This window comes from Bradyrhizobium sp. Pa8, assembly GCF_052588265.1.
Window position 1 is genome coordinate 6090919 of sequence record NZ_CP176767.1, and the last position, 20205, is coordinate 6111123.

Below are 20205 nucleotides of genomic sequence, written 5' to 3' on the forward strand. Positions count from 1 at the left end.
CGGCTCAGCGAACGGCGCTGCCGGATCGCGGGGCGGGCTTGATGACCGGCGGCTGCGGCGCTGAGGCCGTCGGCGTTGCATTCGGCGGCGTCTCCCGGCACCTGTTGCGGCGCCAGGCCTCCTCGACAAGTTGCGACTGCCCGCGCACCGCGATGTAGTCGTTGCGATAGGCGAGTTCGGACACGACCGCGCCTCCCGCCCCGGTCTGCGCCTTGTCCATCAGTCTCTGCAAATCGGCGGTGCGGGTGGCGAGCGCCTTACGCTCAGCCTCGAGTTGCTTGCAGTCGTACAATTCGTACTTGCCGGGATCGGCAAAGGCCGGTGCGACCGTCTCGGTCATGCCGGCGCAGCCGGACAGCGCCGCGCCCGCCGCGAGCAGCGCCAGAAATGCGCCCGAGTCGCGCAGGCGAGAGGAAAACGAAGCAGCCATGCCGGATGAATAGTCCCCGTGGATTGAGAATGCCTAAAGCAACAACAGATGTCCGGATTGAGGCTTTGCCTTGCGCAGCCGGCTCGCTTAAGGAAGAACCGCCCATCCGGCCCGCGAAACGCACCAATTCCAGACGGCCGGAGGTGGACTTAACTAGTTGATCTCGTTGGATCAAGCGGGCATGGCGGAATTGGTAGACGCAAGGGACTTAAAATCCCTCGGCGCGCAAGCGCTGTGCCGGTTCGACCCCGGCTGCCCGCACCACGAGTTCTGACTGGACACTAGAACCACGGGTTCTGCTCGATCAATCTCCACCGCTGAGAGCTAGAGTTCTGTCGTGGCAAGAGGACGATTGGCGAGTTCGTCTCAGGCGACGACGCCGTGATGAACAAGGGGGCGCCCTTGAGCTTGATGAGATACGCACCGCCCTGCTCCGGGATGAACTCCCAGTTTTGCGTGTTCGCGCCGCCGAGCGGCTGCTGCCACAGGGTAGTGCCCGGCGCGGGTGCCGCAGATGGCTCCAGGGTTTTGGAAGTGTGGAGATTACGCAACTGATAGGTGTTGCCTTCGATCCGAACGAATTGCCAAGTCATGCACTTCCAGCTCCAGTGATCGTAGAGAATGATCGCGTTGCCATCACTGGTTTTCGCTGCGTAAGGCCGCAGGTTCTTACCCGATTGAAGGTTTTGAATGGCGTACGTGTCTCCGGCTTGCTGGGCATGCGATGCACCGGTCAGCGCCAGGTAGAACGCGATGAGCCGCAGGGCGAAATTGTTCATGATGTCGATTCTGCCCGGGCTAGATCATGGAGGCGAGCGGTTGGCGGCGTCGGATACGGTAGACCGACGCAGGCGGAATGTTCAGCGCCGTACGTCCGACCAAACTTGCCTTGAGTCCCAGACGGTCAAGGATTGGCCGAGGCACGGGGCAGCTCATTCCGTAGGTGAACTGATAGAAAATGCCTCCCTCTCGCATGTGACGAAATGCGCCACTCAAAATCGCCATCACTTTGCGGGGCGACATCGACAGCAAGGGCAAACCGCTGACCACGGCACCGGCTGGAGCCATGAAGGGCTTATATTGGCATAGGTGGGACGCATCCATCCACAGCACCCGAGCATTTGGAAAACGCCGCTGAAGCAAACGCATGAAATCCGAGCCGTACTCAATCAGAAGCAAATCCGACTCTGCGATGCCTCGGCGCAGCAGCGCTTGCGTAAAGACGCCCGAGCCCGGCCCGAGTTCGATCACTGGTCCGTCACCGGGCTTGATCTCGCCGGTCATCAGGCGTGCAAGCGTCTGCCCAGATGGCGCAACGGCGGATACGCGTATCGGATCCGCAAGCCAGGCACGGAAGAAGTTGAAGAAGTCGCTGCAAGTCGTGGCCGTCATTACGCCGCCTCTCCAGCATCAAATACAAGAGAGATGCCCGACATCCGTTCAAGCTCGTCGACCAGGATGCGGCCGGCTTCTGCATCGTCTGCGAGAAGCGCCGTCTTGTCTTCGGACGGGTGACCTCGCAGTCTCATGAAGCCGCCGGGGCCATAATAGCCGCCAGGCCCCACATTTTTCGAGGTCGCGGCCATGAGCGTCGGCTCAGCCCCCATCGCAGCGTCCTGGATGAGCGGATAAAGCGCAAACACCGACAGCAACATCAGCGCGCTGGTGTCCGCGAACAGATTCGTTTTCGACGCACCCGGGTGGCAGATGACCGACAGCAGCCGGTCGCCGGCGCGCCTTTGTAACTCTCTCGCAACCAGGACATTTGCGAGCTTCGTTTTCGCGTAGGCCTTGATGGGCTTATAGCCCTGCTTGGAATCGAGGTCCGCGATGGGGACCGGCCCCCCCATGGCGTGGGTGCCCGACGCCACGGTCACGACGCGTGGCGCAGCCGATCGAAGCAGCGCAGGCAGCAGCAAAGCCGTCAGACGGTACGGGCCCAAGACATTCGTGGCAAACTGCATCTCGTGACCGTCGACGCTTTCCCGGCGATTTGGAAGCGCCATGACACCGGCATTGTTGATCAGCACATCGATCGGCCGCAATGACGCCAGCTGGCTCTCCGTAAAAGCTTTCACCGACGCTGGATTCGAGAGATCGAGCTTACCGGTGTTCACCTTGGCATCTGGCACGATGGCGAGGATGCGACGGGCTGCATCTTCAGCCTTGGCGGCGTTACGGGAGGCGATTGTCACCTCCGCCCCGGCGCGGGTCAGCTCCAGTGCCGCATGCCAGCCAATGCCGCTGTTGGCACCGGTCACGATAACGCGCTTTCCCGCCAGAGAAGGGATGTCCTTCAGCGTCCATGCCTTACTCATACTTACGACTTTCGTTTGTTGATCGATGGTGTGAAGCGGTCAGCCAGAATCTGAACGCGTTGCTCCAGCACCGCCGTGGTGGGCTCATCGCCGAGAAGTCCATCCAGCGCGAGCAGGAAAACTTCTGCGGCATCGTTGTCACCGCCAAGGATTTTCGCGACGCATTCCATCGCCACGCGCCGGTGCAGCGCTTCAATTTCAGGGTCCAGACGCTCGCAGACATCAAAAAACTCACCGGCCATCGGCGCGCCGACCATGTCAGCCCAGGGCTCGACCACCATGAGCCTGCACACGTCAACGAGACGCTCGCGCGGCGGTCTCACGGTCGCCGCGGCTTGCTTCGCAGCCGGGTGGCGGGATATCAGCCAGTCAGCGAAGACGGCCGTGAAGATGTCCTCCTTATCCTTGAACGTCCGATAAAGGAGCGTGCGCGAAATCCCGGCTCGCCTGGCGATGTCGTCCAGCGACGTTTTCGAGAAGCCGAAATTCAGAAAGTACCAGCGCGCCGCCGCAAGGATCTTCAGGCGGCGCGCCTCGGCTTCGTCCTGGGTCAACCTGTTCGTCATATTTACACTATGACATTAAATATATTTTTTGTCAACTTAGACCTATACGACATGTGCTCGGCATCGTCTGCGCATTGACGTTCGTTGTGCTGGAGCTGTGGCAGCGAAGTTCAACGCGCGTTCCGCTCGAGGCGCGCCTGCTCAAGTTGGTCCGGCGGGAAATCGACGCGGCGACCTGGGAGGTCAGAGGGCGCGAGCAGCTGAGGCACCCCATCAACGACAGGGGCGGGAAAGAGGACTACACCGGCGAATATGTGAGCCTCCACACGAGGCCGTAGGCTGTTTCCAGGTAGGGTCGCGTCTTCTGCGGCGCGCGCAGAAGCCAGCGCGATCGTCAGTGGTTCACCCCCGCCTCAGCGGACGAGGCGACGCCTATGAGGTCGCACCTTCCGTCTCCAGCCGCTTCGGCTCGGCGCGAAAGTCGAGCAGCAGGATCCAGAAACTTGTCAGCGCGATGATGAGCAGGATGAAGCTGCCCTCGAATGCCGTCCCCAGAATCGAGATCAGTGCCGGAAAGGCGAGACCGACGGCGAGGAACGCGGCAAGTGCCAGGGCCGGAAGATCGACGACGAGGATCGCGGCATAAAGCGCGAGCTCGAAGAAGGCATACTCCTTGAGGCGCGGCGAGCTGAGATAGAGCGCAAACATCGCGAACACCGTGATGCGCATGGCGACGCGGGGATGATCGATCAGCCAGCGATCCAGTCGCGTCAGAAGTGATCCGCCTTCCTGCGCCGGCTCGCTCGTGACCACGCGCAGGATGGACAAAGCGAACGGCACCAGCACGAGCGCGAGTGCTGCGAATGCATATGTCGCGAACGTCGCCGCCTTGCTGCCACCGAGGCCGGCAAAGTCCATGAGGTCGCGCGCCGCCAGCAGCAGCGACGGATTGATCTCGAAGAGATCGACGAGATGCTGGTCGGGGATCTTTCCGCCCATCGCCAGTTGCCAGCTCGCGAACAGCTCGGGGTACATCAGCCGCGATATCAGGATCGGCAATGCGAAGCTGAACGCCGCAACCGCGATCAGCGTGAGCTTGCGGCCGCGCGGCAGCGGCAGGAAATAGAACGCGGCCAGCACGGGAAAGAACACCAGCTTGAACGACGTCACGAGGCCGAGCAGCGCGGCACCCGCAAGACGCAGCGAAGCGCTGCGGTCCTCCGACCCTGCGGAGGCAGGCAGGGAGAGCAGAAACCTCAGTGCAATTGCGGTCAGCACGCCGCTCAGGATCGCGAAGTTGCCGGACGCCTGCACCCATTCGAATCCGACGAACGCGCCGAGCGTGCAAAGCACCCTCAGCCCAACATCGCGCGCGCCCGGGCGCGTTCGGCCAAGACCGGGCAAGAGGAGCCCGCAAAGCACGGCGAGGACAGGAAAGATGCCCTTGTAGTGATCGACCAGAAGTCCACCCGCGCACAAGGGTCGGAAGACATCCAGCGTCACCGGCAGATAGGGATAAGAGAGCTTGGTGCCCTTCAGGTTCTTGACGAAATAGGGATCGAGCCCGCTGGCATACGCATCGACCGCCGCACAATTGACGCGGGTGTCCCAGCCATATTTCATATCGAGCACGGCGTCGTTGGCGAGATTGCCGAGCACCAGCAGTGCTGTCAGTGCGATCAGGCAGGCAAGCCAGAAGTTCCGCCGCGAAGCCATGTCGGCCGAGGGTTCCAACCATCGTGCTGCACCGGTGACATCGGACACAATCGGATACCTTGTTGGGCCAGGTTTCTCCCGGCGCGCACACGGCGCCAGGCCGCCCCACCATGGACAGGATGGGTTGCGGATTCATCTCCCCTGTGCGTTGCGCTCGCGCTTATGGTGAATCCCTGGTTGCCAGCGCTCCGCCTGGACGGGGGAACCGGTTCCCTATCGCCACAACCGCCAGATCCACCGCACCACCCCTACCGCGACGAGCGAGCGGCAAGCCAGGCATCGAGCGCTTCGCGCGTGTCCCGCGTCGCCGCCATGCGTGCGAACTGCTCGCTCTCGATGGCGAGTCCTTCCGAGATCGAGACGTTGAGGCCCCGCGTCGCGGCGGTGATGACGCGGGCGACCGCCAGGTGCGAATGCCGCGCGATGCGGTCTGCCAGCGCGAAGGCTGCGTCCAGGAGCTGCCCGTGCGGCACGACCTGGTTGACCAAACCAATCTCATGAGCCCGTTGTGGTGAAAACGAATCTCCTGTCAGGAGATATTCGAGCGCCCGCTTCCGGCCTGCGATCCGGGGCAGGCGCTGCGTGCCGCCGAAGGTCGGCGTGATTCCGATCGCGATCTCGGGCTTGGCAAAGCTCGCCCGCTCGCTCGCGACGGCGAGATGCACGGCTTCCGTGATCTCGCAGCCGCCGCCGAAGGCGATGCCGTTCACGGCGGCGATGATCGGCTTCGGAAACGCCTCCATGCGCGCCGTCATCGCCTGCCCGCGCCGTACGAAGGCCTTTACCGCCGTGTCCGGCCCGCATCTCACGCTCTCCGAGAACTCGGCGATGTCGGCGCCGGCCGAGAAGGCGCGGTCGCCCGCCCCGGTCAGGATCACGGTGCGGATATCGGCATCGTCCTCGATACGATCCAGGATCGCCATCAGGCGGTCGACGAGGGCGTAGCTCAGCGCATTGAGCTTGTTCGGGCGATTGAACGTCAGCAGCGCGACAGCGCCTCGCGTTTCGGAGAGTACGAGATCGGACAAATGCAGGCTCCTTCCAGGTCGAATTCCAGGTCGAACAGGCGCGGAAGTCAGCCACAGCGGTCTTGTCGTGTATACTCACTAGGCAGTATACATTGGCGATGTCAGGCAAAGGCGACACCACACGCGAGCAGATCGTCATCGCGGCGACGCGCCTGTTCTATGGCGAAGGCATCAGGGCGGTGAGCATGGACGCGGTCGCCGAGAAGGCCGGCGTGACCAAGAAGACGCTCTATTATCACTTCACCAGCAAGGACGAGCTCGTCGCCGAGACCATCGCGGCCAGGGACCAGCCGACGCTGGAGCTCTATATGCGCTGGTTCGCCGAGACCGAGGGCACAGTCGCCGACAAGGTCCGCGGTCTCTTCGCAAGGCTCGGACGCTCCATGGATACGCCGCGATGGCGCGGCTGCGGATTCCTGCGCACCATCGCCGAGCTCGCAAACACGCCGGCACATCCCGCGGTCAAGGCCGGCGCGGCGCACAAGAAGCGTTTTGAAGCGTGGCTCGAAGCCGAGTTGCGCGAGCATGGCGTTGCCGGTGCAGCGCCGCTCGCGCGCCAGCTCGTGATTCTGCTCGACGGCGCCACGACCGTGATGCTGATCCATCGCGATCTCGACTACGTCGACACCGCGGGACGCTTGGCGCTCGGCCTGGTCGAGCAGGCCCTTAGCGCACGATGATGGACGAGGCAGCCCTTCCCGAGCCCGGCGACATCACCAATTCTTGTGCACCCGCCTGTCAGCCATCCCGAAACATGGGTTGTGCGACGCAGCATAACCGCTAGAAAAGCCTCTGATTTTCAGAGGTGAGCTTTGTCCGACGTCAATGCCGACGATTGGGTGTCCTCGGGACACCGGCCCATGGGTTTTCCAGAATTCGTCATCGTGATCGCGTCCATCATGGCGCTGAATCCGCTTGCGATGGACATGATGCTGCCGGCGCTGCCCAACATCGGGGCAGCCTTCGCCATTCCCAACGCCAACCATCTTCAGCTGGTGCTCTCGACCTTCCTGATCGGCTTCGGTGCCGGCCAGTTCGTCATGGGCCCGTTGTCGGACCGCTTCGGGCGCCGCCCGGTGCTGCTCGGCGGCATGGCGGTCTATGCGGTGGCGAGCGTGCTGGCGGTCGCCGCGCCCTCGTTCGAGACGCTGCTGCTGGCGCGCGCGCTGCAAGGGCTCGGCACGTCGGCAACGCGCGTGATCGCGACCTCGATCGTGCGCGACTGTTATGTCGGCCGCCGGATGGCGAGCGTGATGTCGCTGGCCATGATGGTGTTCATCGCGGTGCCCGTGATCGCGCCCTCGTTCGGGCAGGCGGTGCTGCTGGTCACGCAATGGCGCGGCATCTTCGTCGTACTGATGCTCTACGGACTGCTCGCGCTCGCATGGAGCGTGCTGCGGCTGCCTGAGACTCTTCCCGAGTCCGAACGCAGGTCACTGGCGCCCGCAGACGTGCTGTCGGCGTTCCGGCAGACCGTGACCAACCGCCAGACCATCGGCTATGCGACGGCCGCCGGCAGCGTGATAGGCGCGCTCTTTGCCTATGTGTTTTCGGCGCAGCAGGTCTTCACCGGCATCTATCATCTCGGCCACTATTTCCCGATTGCCTTCGCCGCGATCGCGGCCGGCACCGCCATCGCCGGCTTCCTCAATGCGAAGCTGGTCGGACGGCTCGGCATGCGCGTGATCTCGCACGGCGCGCTGACGCTCTACACCGCGGTTGCGGGCGTGATGCTGCTGACGGAAAGCCTCGGCATGCTGCCACTCTCCTTGTTCATGGTGCTGTCCGCCCTGATGATGTTCTCGTTCGGCATGATGGTCGCGAACTTCACCGCACTGGCCATGGAGCCGCAGGGCCACATCGCCGGCACCGCCTCCTCGCTCTACGGCTCGATCACGACGCTGATCGGCATCGTCGTCGGCATGGCGATCGGGCAGAGTTTCGACGGCACGCTGCTGCCGTTCTCGGTTGGCTTCTTCCTGTCGACGCTGGCGGCGCTCGCGATCGTGCTGGTGGTGGAAAGGGGACGCCTGTTCAAGCCGCATCATCGTCCCATCGCATGAGGAACTTCCCGGCCACCTCGATGTTGTACTGCAGCAATTCGAAAGGCCGCCTCATGGAACCGGAACATCGCGAAGACAATACCACCCCGGATCGGGCGGAAACGGAACGCCCGACGTCGGGCGCCGACCGAACTGCGTTCACTCCCCCCTTCGCGAGCGAAGGCCTAGAGCGGATCCGCGACAGCCATTGCTGAGCGCCAAGCCTAGTCCGGCGGACGCCTGCTGGCGCTGAAATCCTGCGCGGCGCTCTCGGGCGTCGCGCTGCTCGCCCGCGGCGGCACGATCAGCACGACCACGTCCCGCGTCAGGCCGGGCTTGCCCCATAGCGTCGCCTGCACGGTGAACTGGCGCTTGACGAAATGCTCGGCGCGCGCGGACACGGACTCCATCCACCTGCCGCAATAGTCCTGGCCGCTGAAACAGAGCGCGGCCCAACCGCGATCCAGTGTCGTCTTTCGCGGCATGCCCCATGTGTACTGAAATTCGAACGGCCGCGCGTAATACGGATGGTCCGGACCGTAGAACGCGGTCGCAAAGGCCAGCGAATCGTCGCCACTGACGGCGCTGAGCGGCTCGCCGGTCAGCTCGTGCCATTCCCGGGTGAGCTCGTTGGCTACCTGCGCGTAGAAATTCCGGCCCTCTTCATAGCCGTGATTGTTGCGATAGACGGCGTGAATCGGGGCGGCGACGAAGACGGCGGCGAGCCCAACGATTGCGGTCATGACCGCGACATTGACGGTGTAGAATCTTTCGATCGGGTAGCGCGTGCCGCAAACGATCAGCACGACGAACAGGAACAGCCCTTGCAACGCCCATAGCGACGGCAGATCGGTGCCCATCGCCAGCGACGTCAGGACCGGCAGCACGATCGTGCCGATCGCAACGTAAAAAAGAAGCCGCAGGCCGGAACTCATCGCGGCGAAGTCGGCTGCAAACTGTTTCAGCCGCGTGCCCGCGATGAACACCCAGATGACGGCCGATACGCTGATGGCCGCCACGAGCCCGAGCAGGAAGTTCTGCACCTCGCCGAGTGAGCTCACGAAGTTGCCGTTGGCGTGCGCCATCGCGTAGGTGAAGGCCAACGCGCCCGTCGTCGCGAGCCAGTGGATATGCGGCAACAACACCGCGAACCCGATCACGACCGATATCCACGGCGAAGCGGACGTGAAATAGGCGCGGCGCGCGGGATGAGCCAGTGCGGCAAATGCAAAGCTTGCCACGAGGAAGACCGAATAATATTTGCCGACCATCGCCAGCGCCGTCGTGCATCCTACGGCGACCGCCCAGGCCGCGCTGCGGGTCTCGAACGCGCGCAGAAAACACAAGGTCGCGAGCGGCCAGAGCGCAAGCAGCACCGCATTGGCGTTGAAGCGCTGGGCATGGAATTGATAGGCCGGCGTCAGCATCAAGAGCAGCAGCACCAGGATGCGCTTGTGCCCGGTCACGAACTGCCGTGCGATCCGGTCGACGAAAAACAGGGCGAGCCCGGCATTGGCCATCGCCATCAATTGCAGCGACCAGTCGCTGAGCGGGAAGACCGAGGTCCACACCGCCGTAACCCAGCCCATCAGCGGCGGATGCTTGTGGTAGCCCCACGCGAAATGGCGCCCGAGCGTCCAGGCCTCGAGGGTATCAGGGTGCAGGCCGCTGCCGGCATAGGCGACGGCCAGATAGACCGTCCAGAGCGCGACAAAGCACACAATGAGAAGCGGCACGGCCCAGCCCGTCTCGACGCCGTCGAGCCAGCGCAGGAGAGGCCGCCGCCATCGCGCCGGCTCGCGATCGGACCGCTCGGCCATCGCCTGAAGTGCAAAATCAATCGACACAGGACTCAATTGCAGGAAGGAAGTGATGCGCAAACGGCGCACATCTATTTCAAGTCAGAAACAAATAGCAATGATTGGAAACTGGAAGAGTTAAAAGCTGACGCGAGGCTGACAAACGAAAACGGCGCCGCTGATGACAGCGACGCCGTGTAACGCTCGGACCGGAGGTGCGAGATGCACCTTCCCTTACCTCGACTTGGCCTTACTCGGTCTTGTCGATGTTCCAGAACAGCGGCGTCGCCGGGCCGTCGAGCACGCCGGTGAGCGACTTCCGCCACGCGCTCGGCGCCAGATACTGGCCGAGCGGCACGTAGATCACCTGGTCATAGGCTTCCTTCTGGATCTCGGCCGCGATCTTCTTCTGATCGTCGAGCGAGGCGGCGCGGACGAAGTCGTCCTTGAGCTTCTCGATCTTGGCGTTTTCCGCCCAGCCGAACCAGCCCTTCTTGCCCTGGCCGCCGATCGACAGATTGGCGATCGGGTTGGACACGTCGGCACTGACCCAGTTGGTGAAGAACATGTTCCAGCCGCCCTCCTTCGGAGGCTTCTGGCTGGCTCGCCGGCTGACCACCGTCTGCCAGTCGGTCGCCTGCGCGTCGACCTTGAAGCCGGCCTCGCGGAGCAACTGCACCGCGACCGTCGGCTGCGCCTTCAGCGTCACGACGTCGCCGGGCACCATGACCACGACGGGCGTGCCGTCATAGCCGGACTCGGCGAGCGCCTTCTTGGCTTCCGCCATGCCGTTGCCCTTGACCAGCGATTCCGAGCCGACGTCGGTCGCGAACGGCGTGTCGCAGATGAAGAACGCACCGCAGATCTTGTAGTATTTGGGATTGCCGACGAGCGCGTCGAGCACGTCCTTCTGGTTCATCGCCAGAAGTGCGGCACGGCGGATCTTCGGATTGTCGAAGGGCGGATAGAGGAAGTTCATGCGCCCAAGGGTCTGGTAGCCGAATTTGTTCAGCGTCTCGACCTTGAGGTCGGCATTGCCTTCAAGCACGGGCAGCAGATCCCACGGCGGCACTTCCATGAAGTCGATGTCGCCCGATTGCAGCGCGTTCACTGCGGTCTGCGCATCCGGCATGGTGATCCATTCGACGCGATCGACCTTGACCAACTTGCCTCCGGCAGTCCAGCTCGACGCCTCCTTGCGCGGCACGTAGTCGGTGTTCTTGACGTAGACCGCCTTCACGCCGGGCTGGAATTCGCCCTGCACGAACTTGAACGGGCCCGAGCCGATCTGCTCGGGGATCTGCTTGTCCGGCGGCGTTTCGGCGAGACGCTTCGGCATCATGAAGGCGACGCGCGAGGACGGCTTGCCGATGGATTCGAGCACGAGGCCGTAGGGCTCCTTCAGCTTCAGCGTGATCGTCTTGGGGTCGGTCGCCTCGATGCTCGCAGTAAACTGCATCATCTGCTGGCCCATGCCGTCGACCGCGGCCCATCGCTTCAGCGAAGCAGCGCAGTCTTCCGCCGTCACCGGCGTACCGTCGTGCCACTTCAGGCCGTCGCGCAGCGTGAAGGTGTAGGTGAGCTTGTCGTCGGAGATCTTCCAGTCCGCCATCTGCGGCTGGATCTTGAAGTTCGAGTCCGTCGCGATCAGCGTGTCGTAGACCATGTAGCCATGGTCACGCGTGATGTAGGCGGTGGTGAAAATCGGATCGATGATGCGCAGATCCGAATGCATCACCGCAGTGATGGTTTTGCTGGCGGCGGCAAGTACCGGCGAGGCCATCGCCGTCGAAAGCGCAACGACCGATAGCGCAAGTGTGGAGGCGAACGCGCGACGCCCCCGGCGCATCAAGCTCAACATAAACGTTTCTCCTGACGTGAAACTGTTCAAAGGCAGGTTATTGGTTGAGCATTCGGTTCGTTCTTTAGGCGAACTAACCTCATGCGATGCCTTTGTCTTTTGAGACTTGCAGACAGTGCTGAGCGCGTCAATCCGGTTTCGCTGCAGCCCCAAGCGGCGCGCTCACGGGCTCCACAAAGATCGGTTTGGCTCTACAACGCTTTCCGCCAGTCCTATCCACGCCAATGCAATGCGCGTTCCATCTTTCAAGCCTGAGAGACATTAAGATGAATCCAGCCAATCTTCCCTTCGATTCCGAGGCGATGCTCCAGGGCCTGCGCGCCTGGGTGGAATGCGAGAGCCCGACCTGGGACGCGGGTGCCGTCAACCGCATGCTCGATATCGCAGCGCGGGATATGGCAATCATGGGTGCGACGATCGAACGCATCGGCGGCCGACAGGGCTTCGGCGGCGTGATCCGCGCGCGCTTCCCGCATCCGAAACAGGGCGAGCCGGGCATCCTGATCGCCGGGCACATGGATACCGTCCACCCGGTCGGCACCATCGAGAAGCTGAAATGGCGGCATGAGGGCAACAAGTGCTACGGCCCCGGCATCTACGACATGAAGGGCGGCAACTATCTCTCGCTGGAAGCGATCCGGCAGCTGGCACGCGCTTCCTTCACCACGCCGCTGCCGATCACCGTGCTGTTTACGCCCGACGAGGAAGTCGGCACGCCCTCGACGCGAGACATCATCGAGGCGGAAGCCGCGCGCAACAAATATGTGCTGGTGCCCGAACCGGGCCGCGCCGACAACGGTGTCACCACCGGACGTTACGCCATCGCGCGTTTCAATCTGGAAGCGACGGGCCGACCGAGCCATGCCGGCGCGACATTGTCGGCTGGACGCTCGGCGATCCGCGAGATGGCGCGGCAGATCCTCGCCATCGACGCGATGACGACGGAGGATTGCACCTTCTCGGTCGGCGTCGTGCACGGCGGACAATGGGTCAATTGCGTTGCCACGACCGCCACCGGCGAGGCGCTGTCCATGGCCAAGCGCCAGGCCGATCTCGACCGCGGCGTCGAACGGATGCTGGCGCTGTCGGGCACGACCAATGATGTTACGTTCAAGGTGACGCGCGGCGTCACGCGCCCCGTATGGGAGCCTGACGCCGGCACCATGGCGCTTTACGAGAAGGCGCGCGGCATCGCCAAATCGCTAGGCACTGAGCTGCCGCATGCGAGCTCCGGCGGCGGCTCCGACGGCAACTTTACCGGCGCGATGGGCATCCCGACACTCGACGGCCTCGGCGTGCGCGGCGGCAACGGCCACACGCTGGAAGAATTCATCGAGGTCGACAGCCTGGTCGAGCGCGGCCGCCTGATGGCGGGTTTGCTGGCGACGCTGGAGTAAATTGAATCAACTTCGCACTGCACAATGCGTTGGCAGTCGCGGTTTGAAATTTAGCCTTGTCCAAAAATGAGGCGTATCGTACTGCTCGATAGTCCACGCGACGATGCGGGAGAGATTGCAACGAAGGTTTCGGCTTTCGTTGCGGCGCCGACGGAGCAACCGCCCCGGAAACTCTCAGGCAAAAGGACTGTATCGTCAGGACGATCTGGAGAGAGGCGGCACGATCTTGGGATCGCGACGTCCACCGAAGGGGATAGTCTGGAGCTGACCTCGCCGAGGCCCGCAACGGATCAAGCTCTCAGGTAACCGTGACAGATGGGGCGCCGCCAACGGCCTTTGGCCGGCGGTTAGCCTATCCTTACTCACGGGAGCCCCGAACCTGCCATGACCCATATCGCCATCATCGGCGCCGGCATCACCGGCGTAACGACCGCCTATGCCCTGCTCGAACGCGGATACAAGGTAACGGTGCTCGACAAGCACCGCTACGCCGCGATGGAGACCTCCTTCGCAAATGGCGGACAGCTCTCCGCCAGCAACGCCGAAGTGTGGAACAGCACCGCCACGATCCTGAAAGGCCTGCGCTGGATGTTCCGGCGCGATGCGCCGCTGCTGATGAACCCGCGGCCGAACTGGCACAAATATTCGTGGATGAGCGAGTTCGTCGCCAATATCGGCAACTACCGCGCCAACACGGTTCAGACCACGCGGCTCGCGATCGAGGCCCGCAAGCATCTGTTCGAGATCGCGGAGCGCGAAGGCATCGACTTCGATCTCGAACGCCGCGGCATCCTGCACATCTATCACGACAAGAAGGGTTTTGAATCGGGCCTGCAGGTCAATGCGCTGCTGAAGGAAGGCGGGCTCGATCGCCGCCCGGTGACGCCGGAGGAGATCCGCGCCATCGAGCCGACGCTGCGCAAGGACTATTATGGCGGCTTCTACACGCCGTCGGATGCGACCGGCGATATCCACAAGTTCACGCGCGGACTTGCGGAAGCCTGCAAGCGGCGCGGCGCGACCTTTATCCATGAAGCCAACATCGATTCCATTGCTCAGGCGGGTGGCGGCTTTGTCATCGGCTGGGCTGATCTTTCCGCAACCGATGCAGTCGCGTCCGCGCGCGGCATGCTGAAGGTGGACGGCGTCGTGGTCTGCGCGGGCGTGGCCAGCCGGCACTTCGCCACCCTCCTCGACGAGCGCGTCAACGTCTATCCGGTGAAGGGCTACTCGATCACCGTGCAGCTCGACACCACCGAGAGCCGCAACGCGACGCCCACCGTGAGCCTGCTCGACGAAGCCGCAAAAATCGTCACCAGCCGGCTTGGCGCGGATCGTTTCCGCGTTGCCGGCACCGCCGAATTCAACGACTTCAACCGCGACATCCGCGCCGACCGCGTGCAGCCGCTGGTCGACTGGGTGCGCAGCAACTTCCCCGGCGTCGAAACGTCAAAGGTCGTGCCCTGGGCCGGGCTGCGGCCGATGATGCCGAACATGATGCCGGTGGTGCGCGCAGGACGGATGCCGGGCGTGTTCTTCAACACCGGCCACGGCCATCTCGGCTGGACCTTGTCGGCCGCGACCGCGCAGATGATTGCCGGGACCATCGACGGCTGGCGCGGGCTCAACGCACCGCCGACCGCACCGTCACTCAGGGTTGAGCGCGAGTTCCGCCATGCATCCTGAGTGGCCGATATCGGAGGCTCGGCGCCCTCTTGCGACCGCCCTGCCCTTGGCACACAATTTGCCCCGAAACGTCGGCTTCTCCGGCCGGCTTTCCAGCCCGAGTGACAGGCGTGCATGATAGACAGAACCGATTCCACGGGGGCCTCCCGGCCCCACAAGTTCCGCAGCCGGAGATAGGTGCATGCTAGGTTATCTCATTCGCCGCGTTCTGGCCGCGGTGCCCGTGATGGGCGTCGTCGCGCTGTTCGTCTTCCTGCTGCTGCGGCTGACGCCGGGCGATCCGGCCGCAATTCTCGCCGGCGATAACGCGACGCCGGAACGGCTGGAACGCATCCGCGACTCGCTCGGCCTCAACGAGCCGCTGATCGTGCAATTCATCACCTGGGTGAACAAGCTGCTGCACGGCGATCTCGGGACGTCGCTGATCTCCAACCTGCCGGTCATGAAGATGATCAGCCAGCGCGTCGAGCCGTCGATCTCGATCGCGCTCTCGACGATCATTCTTGCCGTCATCGTCGCCGTGCCCCTGGGCGTCATCGCGGCGTGGAAGCACGGCACCTGGATCGACCGTTTCGTGATGGGCCTCTCCGTGCTCGGCTTCTCCGTGCCGGTGTTCGTGGTCGGCTATCTCCTGATCGAGGTCTTCGCGATCGACCTGCGCTGGGTGCCGGTGCAGGGCTTCCGCAGCATCTTCAACGGCTTTGGACCGTTCTTCGAACGCATCATCCTGCCGACCTGCGCGCTCTCCTTCATCTACATCGCGCTGATCGCGCGCATGACGCGTGCGGCGATGCTCGACGTGCTCGGTGAGGACTACGTCCGCACCGCCCGCGCCAAGGGCATCAACGAGGTCGCCGTGATGATGCGCCATGCGCTGCGCAATGCCGCGGTGCCCGTGATCACCGTGATCGGCACCGGCTTTGCGCTGCTGATCTCCGGCGTCGTCGTCACCGAGAGTGTGTTCAACATCCCCGGCATCGGCCGCCTCACGGTGGACGCGGTGCTGGCGCGCGACTATCCGGTCATCCAGGCGATGATCCTGCTGACGTCGCTGATCTATGTCGTCGTCAATCTCCTGATCGACGTCGCCTACACGCTGCTCGATCCCCGGATCCGGTACTGAGGCAAGGATACCAACAAAAATGTCCGTCGATAGCCTCCCCCAGTCGTCCATTCCGATCACGTCGCCGCTGCGGCCGCGTTTCGGATTCCTCACCTCGACGCCGATCATCGCGGCGGCCACGATCTTGCTCGCGCTGATCGTGCTGGTCTCGATCCTGGCGCCGCTGATCGCGCCGCACGATCCGGTCCAGCTCGCGCCCTCGCAGCGGCTGAAGCCGGCCTCGGCGCAATTCCTGCTCGGCACCGACGCCTATGGCCGTGACCTCTTGTCACGCGTCATCTATGGCGGCCGCATCTCGCTCCTGATCGGCATCGGCTCGGCGATCCTGTCGATCGTCATCGGCCTTGCGATCGGCCTCGTCTCCGGCTTCTTCAAGCTGGTCGATGCCGTCCTGATGCGCGTCATGGACGGCCTCATGGCGATGCCGAGCATCCTGCTCGCGATCGCCGTGGTGTCGCTGTCCGGCGCCAGCATCTGGACCGTGCTGGTCGCGATCACCATCCCCGAAATACCGCGCGTGGCGCGCCTGGTGCGTTCGGTCGTGCTGTCCGCGCGTGAGGAGCCCTATGTGGAAGCCGCGATCTCGGTCGGCTCCAGCCTGCCGAAGATCATGTGGCGCCATCTGATGCCGAACACGATCGCGCCGCTGATCGTCCAGGGCACCTATGTCTGCGCCTCCGCGATCCTGACCGAGGCCATCCTCTCCTTCCTCGGCGCCGGCATCTCGCCAGAGACGCCGACCTGGGGCAACATCATGGCCGAGGGCCGCCAGTATTTTCAGCTCAAGCCGACGCTGATCTTCTGGCCGGGCCTGCTGCTCTCGATCGCCATCCTCAGCATCAATTTGATCGGCGACGCCGCCCGCGACGCCCTCGATCCCCGCATGAAGCAGCGGGAGGGCAAGTGATGACGGATCAAGTGATGACCAACCCAGTCCTCGACATCAACAATCTCGTCGTCTCCGTCGGCAAGAAGCCGAAGGGTGCCAACATCATCGACGGCATCTCGATCCAGGTGCACAAGGGCGAGACACTGTGTCTCGTCGGCGAAAGCGGCTCGGGCAAGTCGGTGACCTCGCTCACCACGATGGGCCTGCTGCCGAAGGGCACGCTGGTTCCGACCGGCGGCAGCGTCAAGCTCGTCGGCGAAGAGATTCTCACCGCGACCGATCGCCGCCTGCGCCAGCTCCGCGCGACGCAGATGGCGATGATCTTCCAGGAGCCGATGACCGCGCTCAATCCGGTGGTGCCGGTCGGCCGTCAGATCGACGAAGTGCTGCGCGCCCACACCGATCTCGACGCCAAGGCGCGGAAGAAGCGCATTCTCGACATGATGGAGCAGGTCCGCCTGCCCCAGGTCGAGCGCATCTTCGCTTCCTATCCGCATCGCCTCTCCGGCGGCCAGCGCCAGCGCATCATGATCGCGATGGCGCTGGTGCTGGAGCCGAAGCTCCTGATCGCCGACGAGCCGACCACCGCGCTCGACGTCACCACGCAGAAGCAGATTCTCACGCTGATCCGCGACCTCCAGCGCGATCACGGCACCGCCGTCCTGTTCATCACCCACGACATGGGCGTGGTTGCCGAGATCGCCGACCGCGTCGCTGTGATGCGGCAGGGCCGGCTGGTCGAGACCGGTCCGCTCGAGACCGTGCTGCGCAACCCGACCATGGAGTACACCCGTAATTTGCTTTCAGCGGTGCCGAGCCTGGTGCCGCGCGCGGCGCGGCCCGAGACCAAGGAGCCGGTGGTGCTGGAGGCCAACGAGCTCGGCAAGGTCTACAAGGAGCGCGCCTTCTTCGGCAAAGGCCGCGAAGTCGTCGCCGCCGACAAGGTCACGCTGACGCTGCGCAAGGGCCGCACGCTCGGCATCGTCGGCGAGAGCGGCTCGGGCAAGTCCACCGTCGCGCGGTGCATCGTCCGCCTGATCGATCCGACCTCCGGCGGCGTGCGCCTTGCCGGCCGCGAGATCGCCGACATCTCGCGCCGCCTGCTTCAGCCGCACCGGCAGAAGATCCAGATCGTGTTCCAGGATCCCTATCGCTCGCTCAACCCGCGCATTACCGTCGGCGAGAGCATCGCGGAAGGCCCGATCAATTACGGCACCCCGCATGCCGATGCGATGAAGCGGGCGCGCGAACTGCTCGAGCTCGTCGGCCTGCCCGCGGACGCAGTGACGCGCTATCCGCACCAGTTCTCCGGCGGCCAGCGCCAGCGCATCGCCATTGCGCGGGCGCTCGCGCTCGATCCGGACGTGCTGGTCGCGGACGAAGCGGTGTCGGCACTCGACGTCTCGGTGCAGGCCCAGGTCCTGGAACTGCTCGACGAGATCCAGAAGCGGCTCGGCATCGCCATCCTGTTCATCACCCACGATCTGCGCGTCGCAGCCCAGATCTGCGACGAGGTCGTGGTGATGCAGCACGGCCGCGTCGTCGAACAGGGCCTGGCCGCCGAGGTGCTGACCCATCCGAAGGAAGCCTATACCAGGGCGCTGCTGGAGGCCGCACCGGGCCGCGGCTGGGATTTTGCGAACTTCCGGCCAGTGTCGGAAGGCGTGGCTGCGACGGCTTGATCCGCATACTCCGTCATTGCGAGCGAAGCGAAGCAATCCAGACTGCCGCCGCGGAAAGATTCTGGATTGCTTCGCTTCGCTCGCAATGACGGGTAGCGACCATCATCATTCGAAAATGACTTAAAGCCATGCGCGGCGGCATGGGCTCCTCGCTTGCCCCCGCCTCGAAGCCAAGGCTAACGTCGCGCACTTTCAAACGCTGGACCAGGATTAATGACACGTATCGCCGTCGGCGGCTTCCTGCACGAGACCAACACGTTCGCCCCGACGAAGGCGACTTTCGCGGACTTCCAGCATGGCGGCGGCTGGCCGGCCATGACGGAAGGCGCCGACGTATTGAAGGTGATGCGCCGCATCAATGTCGGCCTCGCCGGCTTCGTCGACAGCGCCGAAGCGAATGGCTGGAACCTCATTCCGACGATCGCCTGCGGCGCAAGCCCGTCGGCGCATGTCACCAGGGACGCCTTCGAGCGTATCGTGAAGGTGATGGTCGACGGTATCGCCGCCGCCGGCCCGCTCGATGCGGTCTATCTCGATCTGCATGGCGCGATGGTGACCGAGCATCTCGACGACGGCGAAGGCGAGATCTTGGCGCGCGTGCGCCGCGTCATCGGCAAGGACGTTCCGCTCGTTGCCAGCCTCGACCTGCACGCCAACGTCACGCCCGAGATGATGGAACACGCGGACGCGCTGATCGCCTACCGCACCTATCCGCATGTCGACATGGCCGAGACCGGCCGCGCCTCCGCAAGGCATCTCGCCCTGTTGCTGCAGACCAAACAGCGCTTTGCAAAGTCGTTTCGCCAATTGCCGTTCCTGATCGCGATCAGCTGGCAATGCACCAATGACTTTCCCACCAAGGGCATCTACGAAAAACTTGCCGCGCTGGAGAGCGACGCCGTTCCGACGCTGTCTTTCGCGCCCGGCTTCCCCGCCGCCGACTTCCGCGACTGCGGCCCGAGCGTGTTCGCCTATGGCAAGACGCAGGCCGATGCCGACCGCGCGGCCGATGCGATCGTCAAACTGATCGAAAGCCACGAGGACGATTTCGACGGCAAGATCTGGTCGCCCGACGACGGCGTGCGCCATGCGATGGAACTCGCCAAGGGCGCGAGCAAGCCGATCATCATCGCCGACACCCAGGACAATCCCGGCGCCGGCGGTGATTCCGATACCACCGGCATGCTGCGCGCACTGGTGCGCAACAAGGCGAGCGCCGCGACCGGCGCGATCTACGACCCGGAATCTGCCAAGGCCGCGCATGCGGCCGGCGTCGGCGCCACCGTGACGCTGTCGCTCGGCGGCAAGTCCGGCATTCCCGGGGACGAGCCCTATCGCGAGACCTTCATCGTCGAAAAGCTCTCCGACGGCCGCTTCATCGCGCCTGGCCCCTATTATGGCGGCCGCGAGATGGAAATGGGTCCCTCCGCAGCCTTGCGCATCGGCGACGTCCGCGTCGTCGTCTCCTCGCACAAGGCGCAGCTCGCCGATCAGGCGATGTATCGCTATGTCGGCATCGAGCCGACTGCGCAAAAGATTCTGGTCAACAAGAGCTCGGTGCACTTCCGCGCCGATTTCGAGCCGATCGCGGAAAAGCTGATGATCTGCGCCGCGCCCGGCGCGATGCCGGCCGACACTGCCACCCTGCCCTGGACGCGGCTGCGTCCGGGCATCCGCATCAAGCCGAACGGCCCCGTTTTCACACCCCCATCACGCTAACCGGACAGG

17 protein-coding genes, 1 tRNA gene and 2 riboswitches are annotated in these 20205 nt (G+C 63.9%); of the genes, 9 read left to right on the forward strand and 9 right to left on the reverse strand.

Annotated elements, in window-relative coordinates:
* Nucleotides 1–4 precede the first annotated feature (4 nt).
* Complete coding sequence (locus tag ACKWRH_RS28895; protein ID WP_445216289.1) at nt 5–430, reverse strand: twin-arginine translocation pathway signal; 426 nt, start codon at nt 428–430, stop codon at nt 5–7.
* A 175-nt stretch (nt 431–605) separates the two neighbouring features.
* Between ACKWRH_RS28895 and ACKWRH_RS28900 the strand changes: the two genes are divergently transcribed.
* Nucleotides 606–694, forward strand: a tRNA-Leu gene (locus tag ACKWRH_RS28900).
* 17 nt (nt 695–711) lie between these two features.
* Here the strand turns inward: ACKWRH_RS28900 and ACKWRH_RS28905 are convergent.
* The 6 genes from ACKWRH_RS28905 to ACKWRH_RS28930 all read right to left on the reverse strand — a co-directional run bounded on the left by ACKWRH_RS28905 (nt 712) and on the right by ACKWRH_RS28930 (nt 5998).
* The gene (locus ACKWRH_RS28905; RefSeq protein WP_445216290.1) at nt 712–1209 is read right to left on the reverse strand and encodes an RICIN domain-containing protein; all 498 of its coding nucleotides are present in this window, start codon (nt 1207–1209) and stop codon (nt 712–714) included.
* A gap of 19 nt (nt 1210–1228) precedes the next feature.
* Nucleotides 1229–1822: a class I SAM-dependent methyltransferase gene (locus tag ACKWRH_RS28910; RefSeq protein ID WP_445216291.1), complete on the reverse strand. Its 594-nt coding sequence runs from the start codon at nt 1820–1822 to the stop codon at nt 1229–1231.
* Complete coding sequence (locus tag ACKWRH_RS28915; protein ID WP_445216292.1) at nt 1822–2748, reverse strand: SDR family NAD(P)-dependent oxidoreductase; 927 nt, start codon at nt 2746–2748, stop codon at nt 1822–1824. Before ACKWRH_RS28915 ends, ACKWRH_RS28910 begins: the two co-directional genes overlap by 1 nt.
* Nucleotides 2749–2750: 2 nt before the next feature.
* Nucleotides 2751–3302 (reverse strand): TetR/AcrR family transcriptional regulator, encoded by a 552-nt coding sequence (locus ACKWRH_RS28920; protein ID WP_445216293.1) that lies wholly within the window; start codon nt 3300–3302, stop codon nt 2751–2753.
* 384 nt (nt 3303–3686) lie between these two features.
* Complete coding sequence (locus ACKWRH_RS28925) at nt 3687–4970, reverse strand: hypothetical protein (protein WP_445216294.1); 1284 nt, start codon at nt 4968–4970, stop codon at nt 3687–3689.
* 248 nt (nt 4971–5218) lie between these two features.
* Entirely contained in the window at nt 5219–5998 is a 780-nt protein-coding gene (locus ACKWRH_RS28930; protein WP_445216295.1) for a crotonase/enoyl-CoA hydratase family protein, read from the reverse strand.
* Nucleotides 5999–6096: 98 nt separating this feature from the next.
* Here ACKWRH_RS28930 and ACKWRH_RS28935 point away from each other — a divergent pair, with 98 nt between their 5' ends.
* Both ACKWRH_RS28935 and ACKWRH_RS28940 read left to right on the forward strand, forming a co-directional pair.
* Complete coding sequence (locus tag ACKWRH_RS28935; protein WP_445216296.1) at nt 6097–6678, forward strand: TetR/AcrR family transcriptional regulator; 582 nt, start codon at nt 6097–6099, stop codon at nt 6676–6678.
* A gap of 180 nt (nt 6679–6858) precedes the next feature.
* The gene (locus tag ACKWRH_RS28940) at nt 6859–8061 is read left to right on the forward strand and encodes a multidrug effflux MFS transporter (RefSeq protein ID WP_445216297.1); all 1203 of its coding nucleotides are present in this window, start codon (nt 6859–6861) and stop codon (nt 8059–8061) included.
* A gap of 203 nt (nt 8062–8264) precedes the next feature.
* On the opposite strand, the gene ACKWRH_RS28945 is transcribed toward ACKWRH_RS28940, so the two are convergent.
* Entirely contained in the window at nt 8265–9860 is a 1596-nt protein-coding gene (locus tag ACKWRH_RS28945; protein ID WP_445222493.1) for a glycosyltransferase family 39 protein, read from the reverse strand.
* A 229-nt stretch (nt 9861–10089) separates the two neighbouring features.
* Nucleotides 10090–11700, reverse strand: a complete 1611-nt coding sequence (locus ACKWRH_RS28950) for an ABC transporter substrate-binding protein (protein ID WP_028154710.1) — start codon at nt 11698–11700, stop codon at nt 10090–10092.
* 266 nt (nt 11701–11966) lie between these two features.
* Between ACKWRH_RS28950 and ACKWRH_RS28955 the strand changes: the two genes are divergently transcribed.
* From ACKWRH_RS28955 to ACKWRH_RS28980, 6 genes are all read left to right on the forward strand, one after another.
* Entirely contained in the window at nt 11967–13097 is a 1131-nt protein-coding gene (locus ACKWRH_RS28955) for a M20/M25/M40 family metallo-hydrolase (RefSeq protein WP_445216298.1), read from the forward strand.
* A gap of 96 nt (nt 13098–13193) precedes the next feature.
* Nucleotides 13194–13297, forward strand: a riboswitch (glycine riboswitch).
* Nucleotides 13298–13300: 3 nt separating this feature from the next.
* Nucleotides 13301–13414: riboswitch (glycine riboswitch) on the forward strand.
* Between the two features lie 67 nt (nt 13415–13481).
* Nucleotides 13482–14783 (forward strand): D-amino acid dehydrogenase, encoded by a 1302-nt coding sequence (locus tag ACKWRH_RS28960; RefSeq protein ID WP_445216299.1) that lies wholly within the window; start codon nt 13482–13484, stop codon nt 14781–14783.
* A gap of 181 nt (nt 14784–14964) precedes the next feature.
* Entirely contained in the window at nt 14965–15906 is a 942-nt protein-coding gene (locus tag ACKWRH_RS28965) for an ABC transporter permease (protein WP_014494267.1), read from the forward strand.
* Nucleotides 15907–15925: 19 nt separating this feature from the next.
* Complete coding sequence (locus tag ACKWRH_RS28970; protein ID WP_028150021.1) at nt 15926–16813, forward strand: ABC transporter permease; 888 nt, start codon at nt 15926–15928, stop codon at nt 16811–16813.
* A 14-nt stretch (nt 16814–16827) separates the two neighbouring features.
* Entirely contained in the window at nt 16828–18477 is a 1650-nt protein-coding gene (locus ACKWRH_RS28975) for an ABC transporter ATP-binding protein (RefSeq protein ID WP_445216300.1), read from the forward strand.
* Between the two features lie 213 nt (nt 18478–18690).
* Nucleotides 18691–20196, forward strand: a complete 1506-nt coding sequence (locus tag ACKWRH_RS28980) for a M81 family metallopeptidase (RefSeq protein ID WP_445216301.1) — start codon at nt 18691–18693, stop codon at nt 20194–20196.
* The last annotated feature ends 9 nt before the right edge of the window (nt 20197–20205 follow it).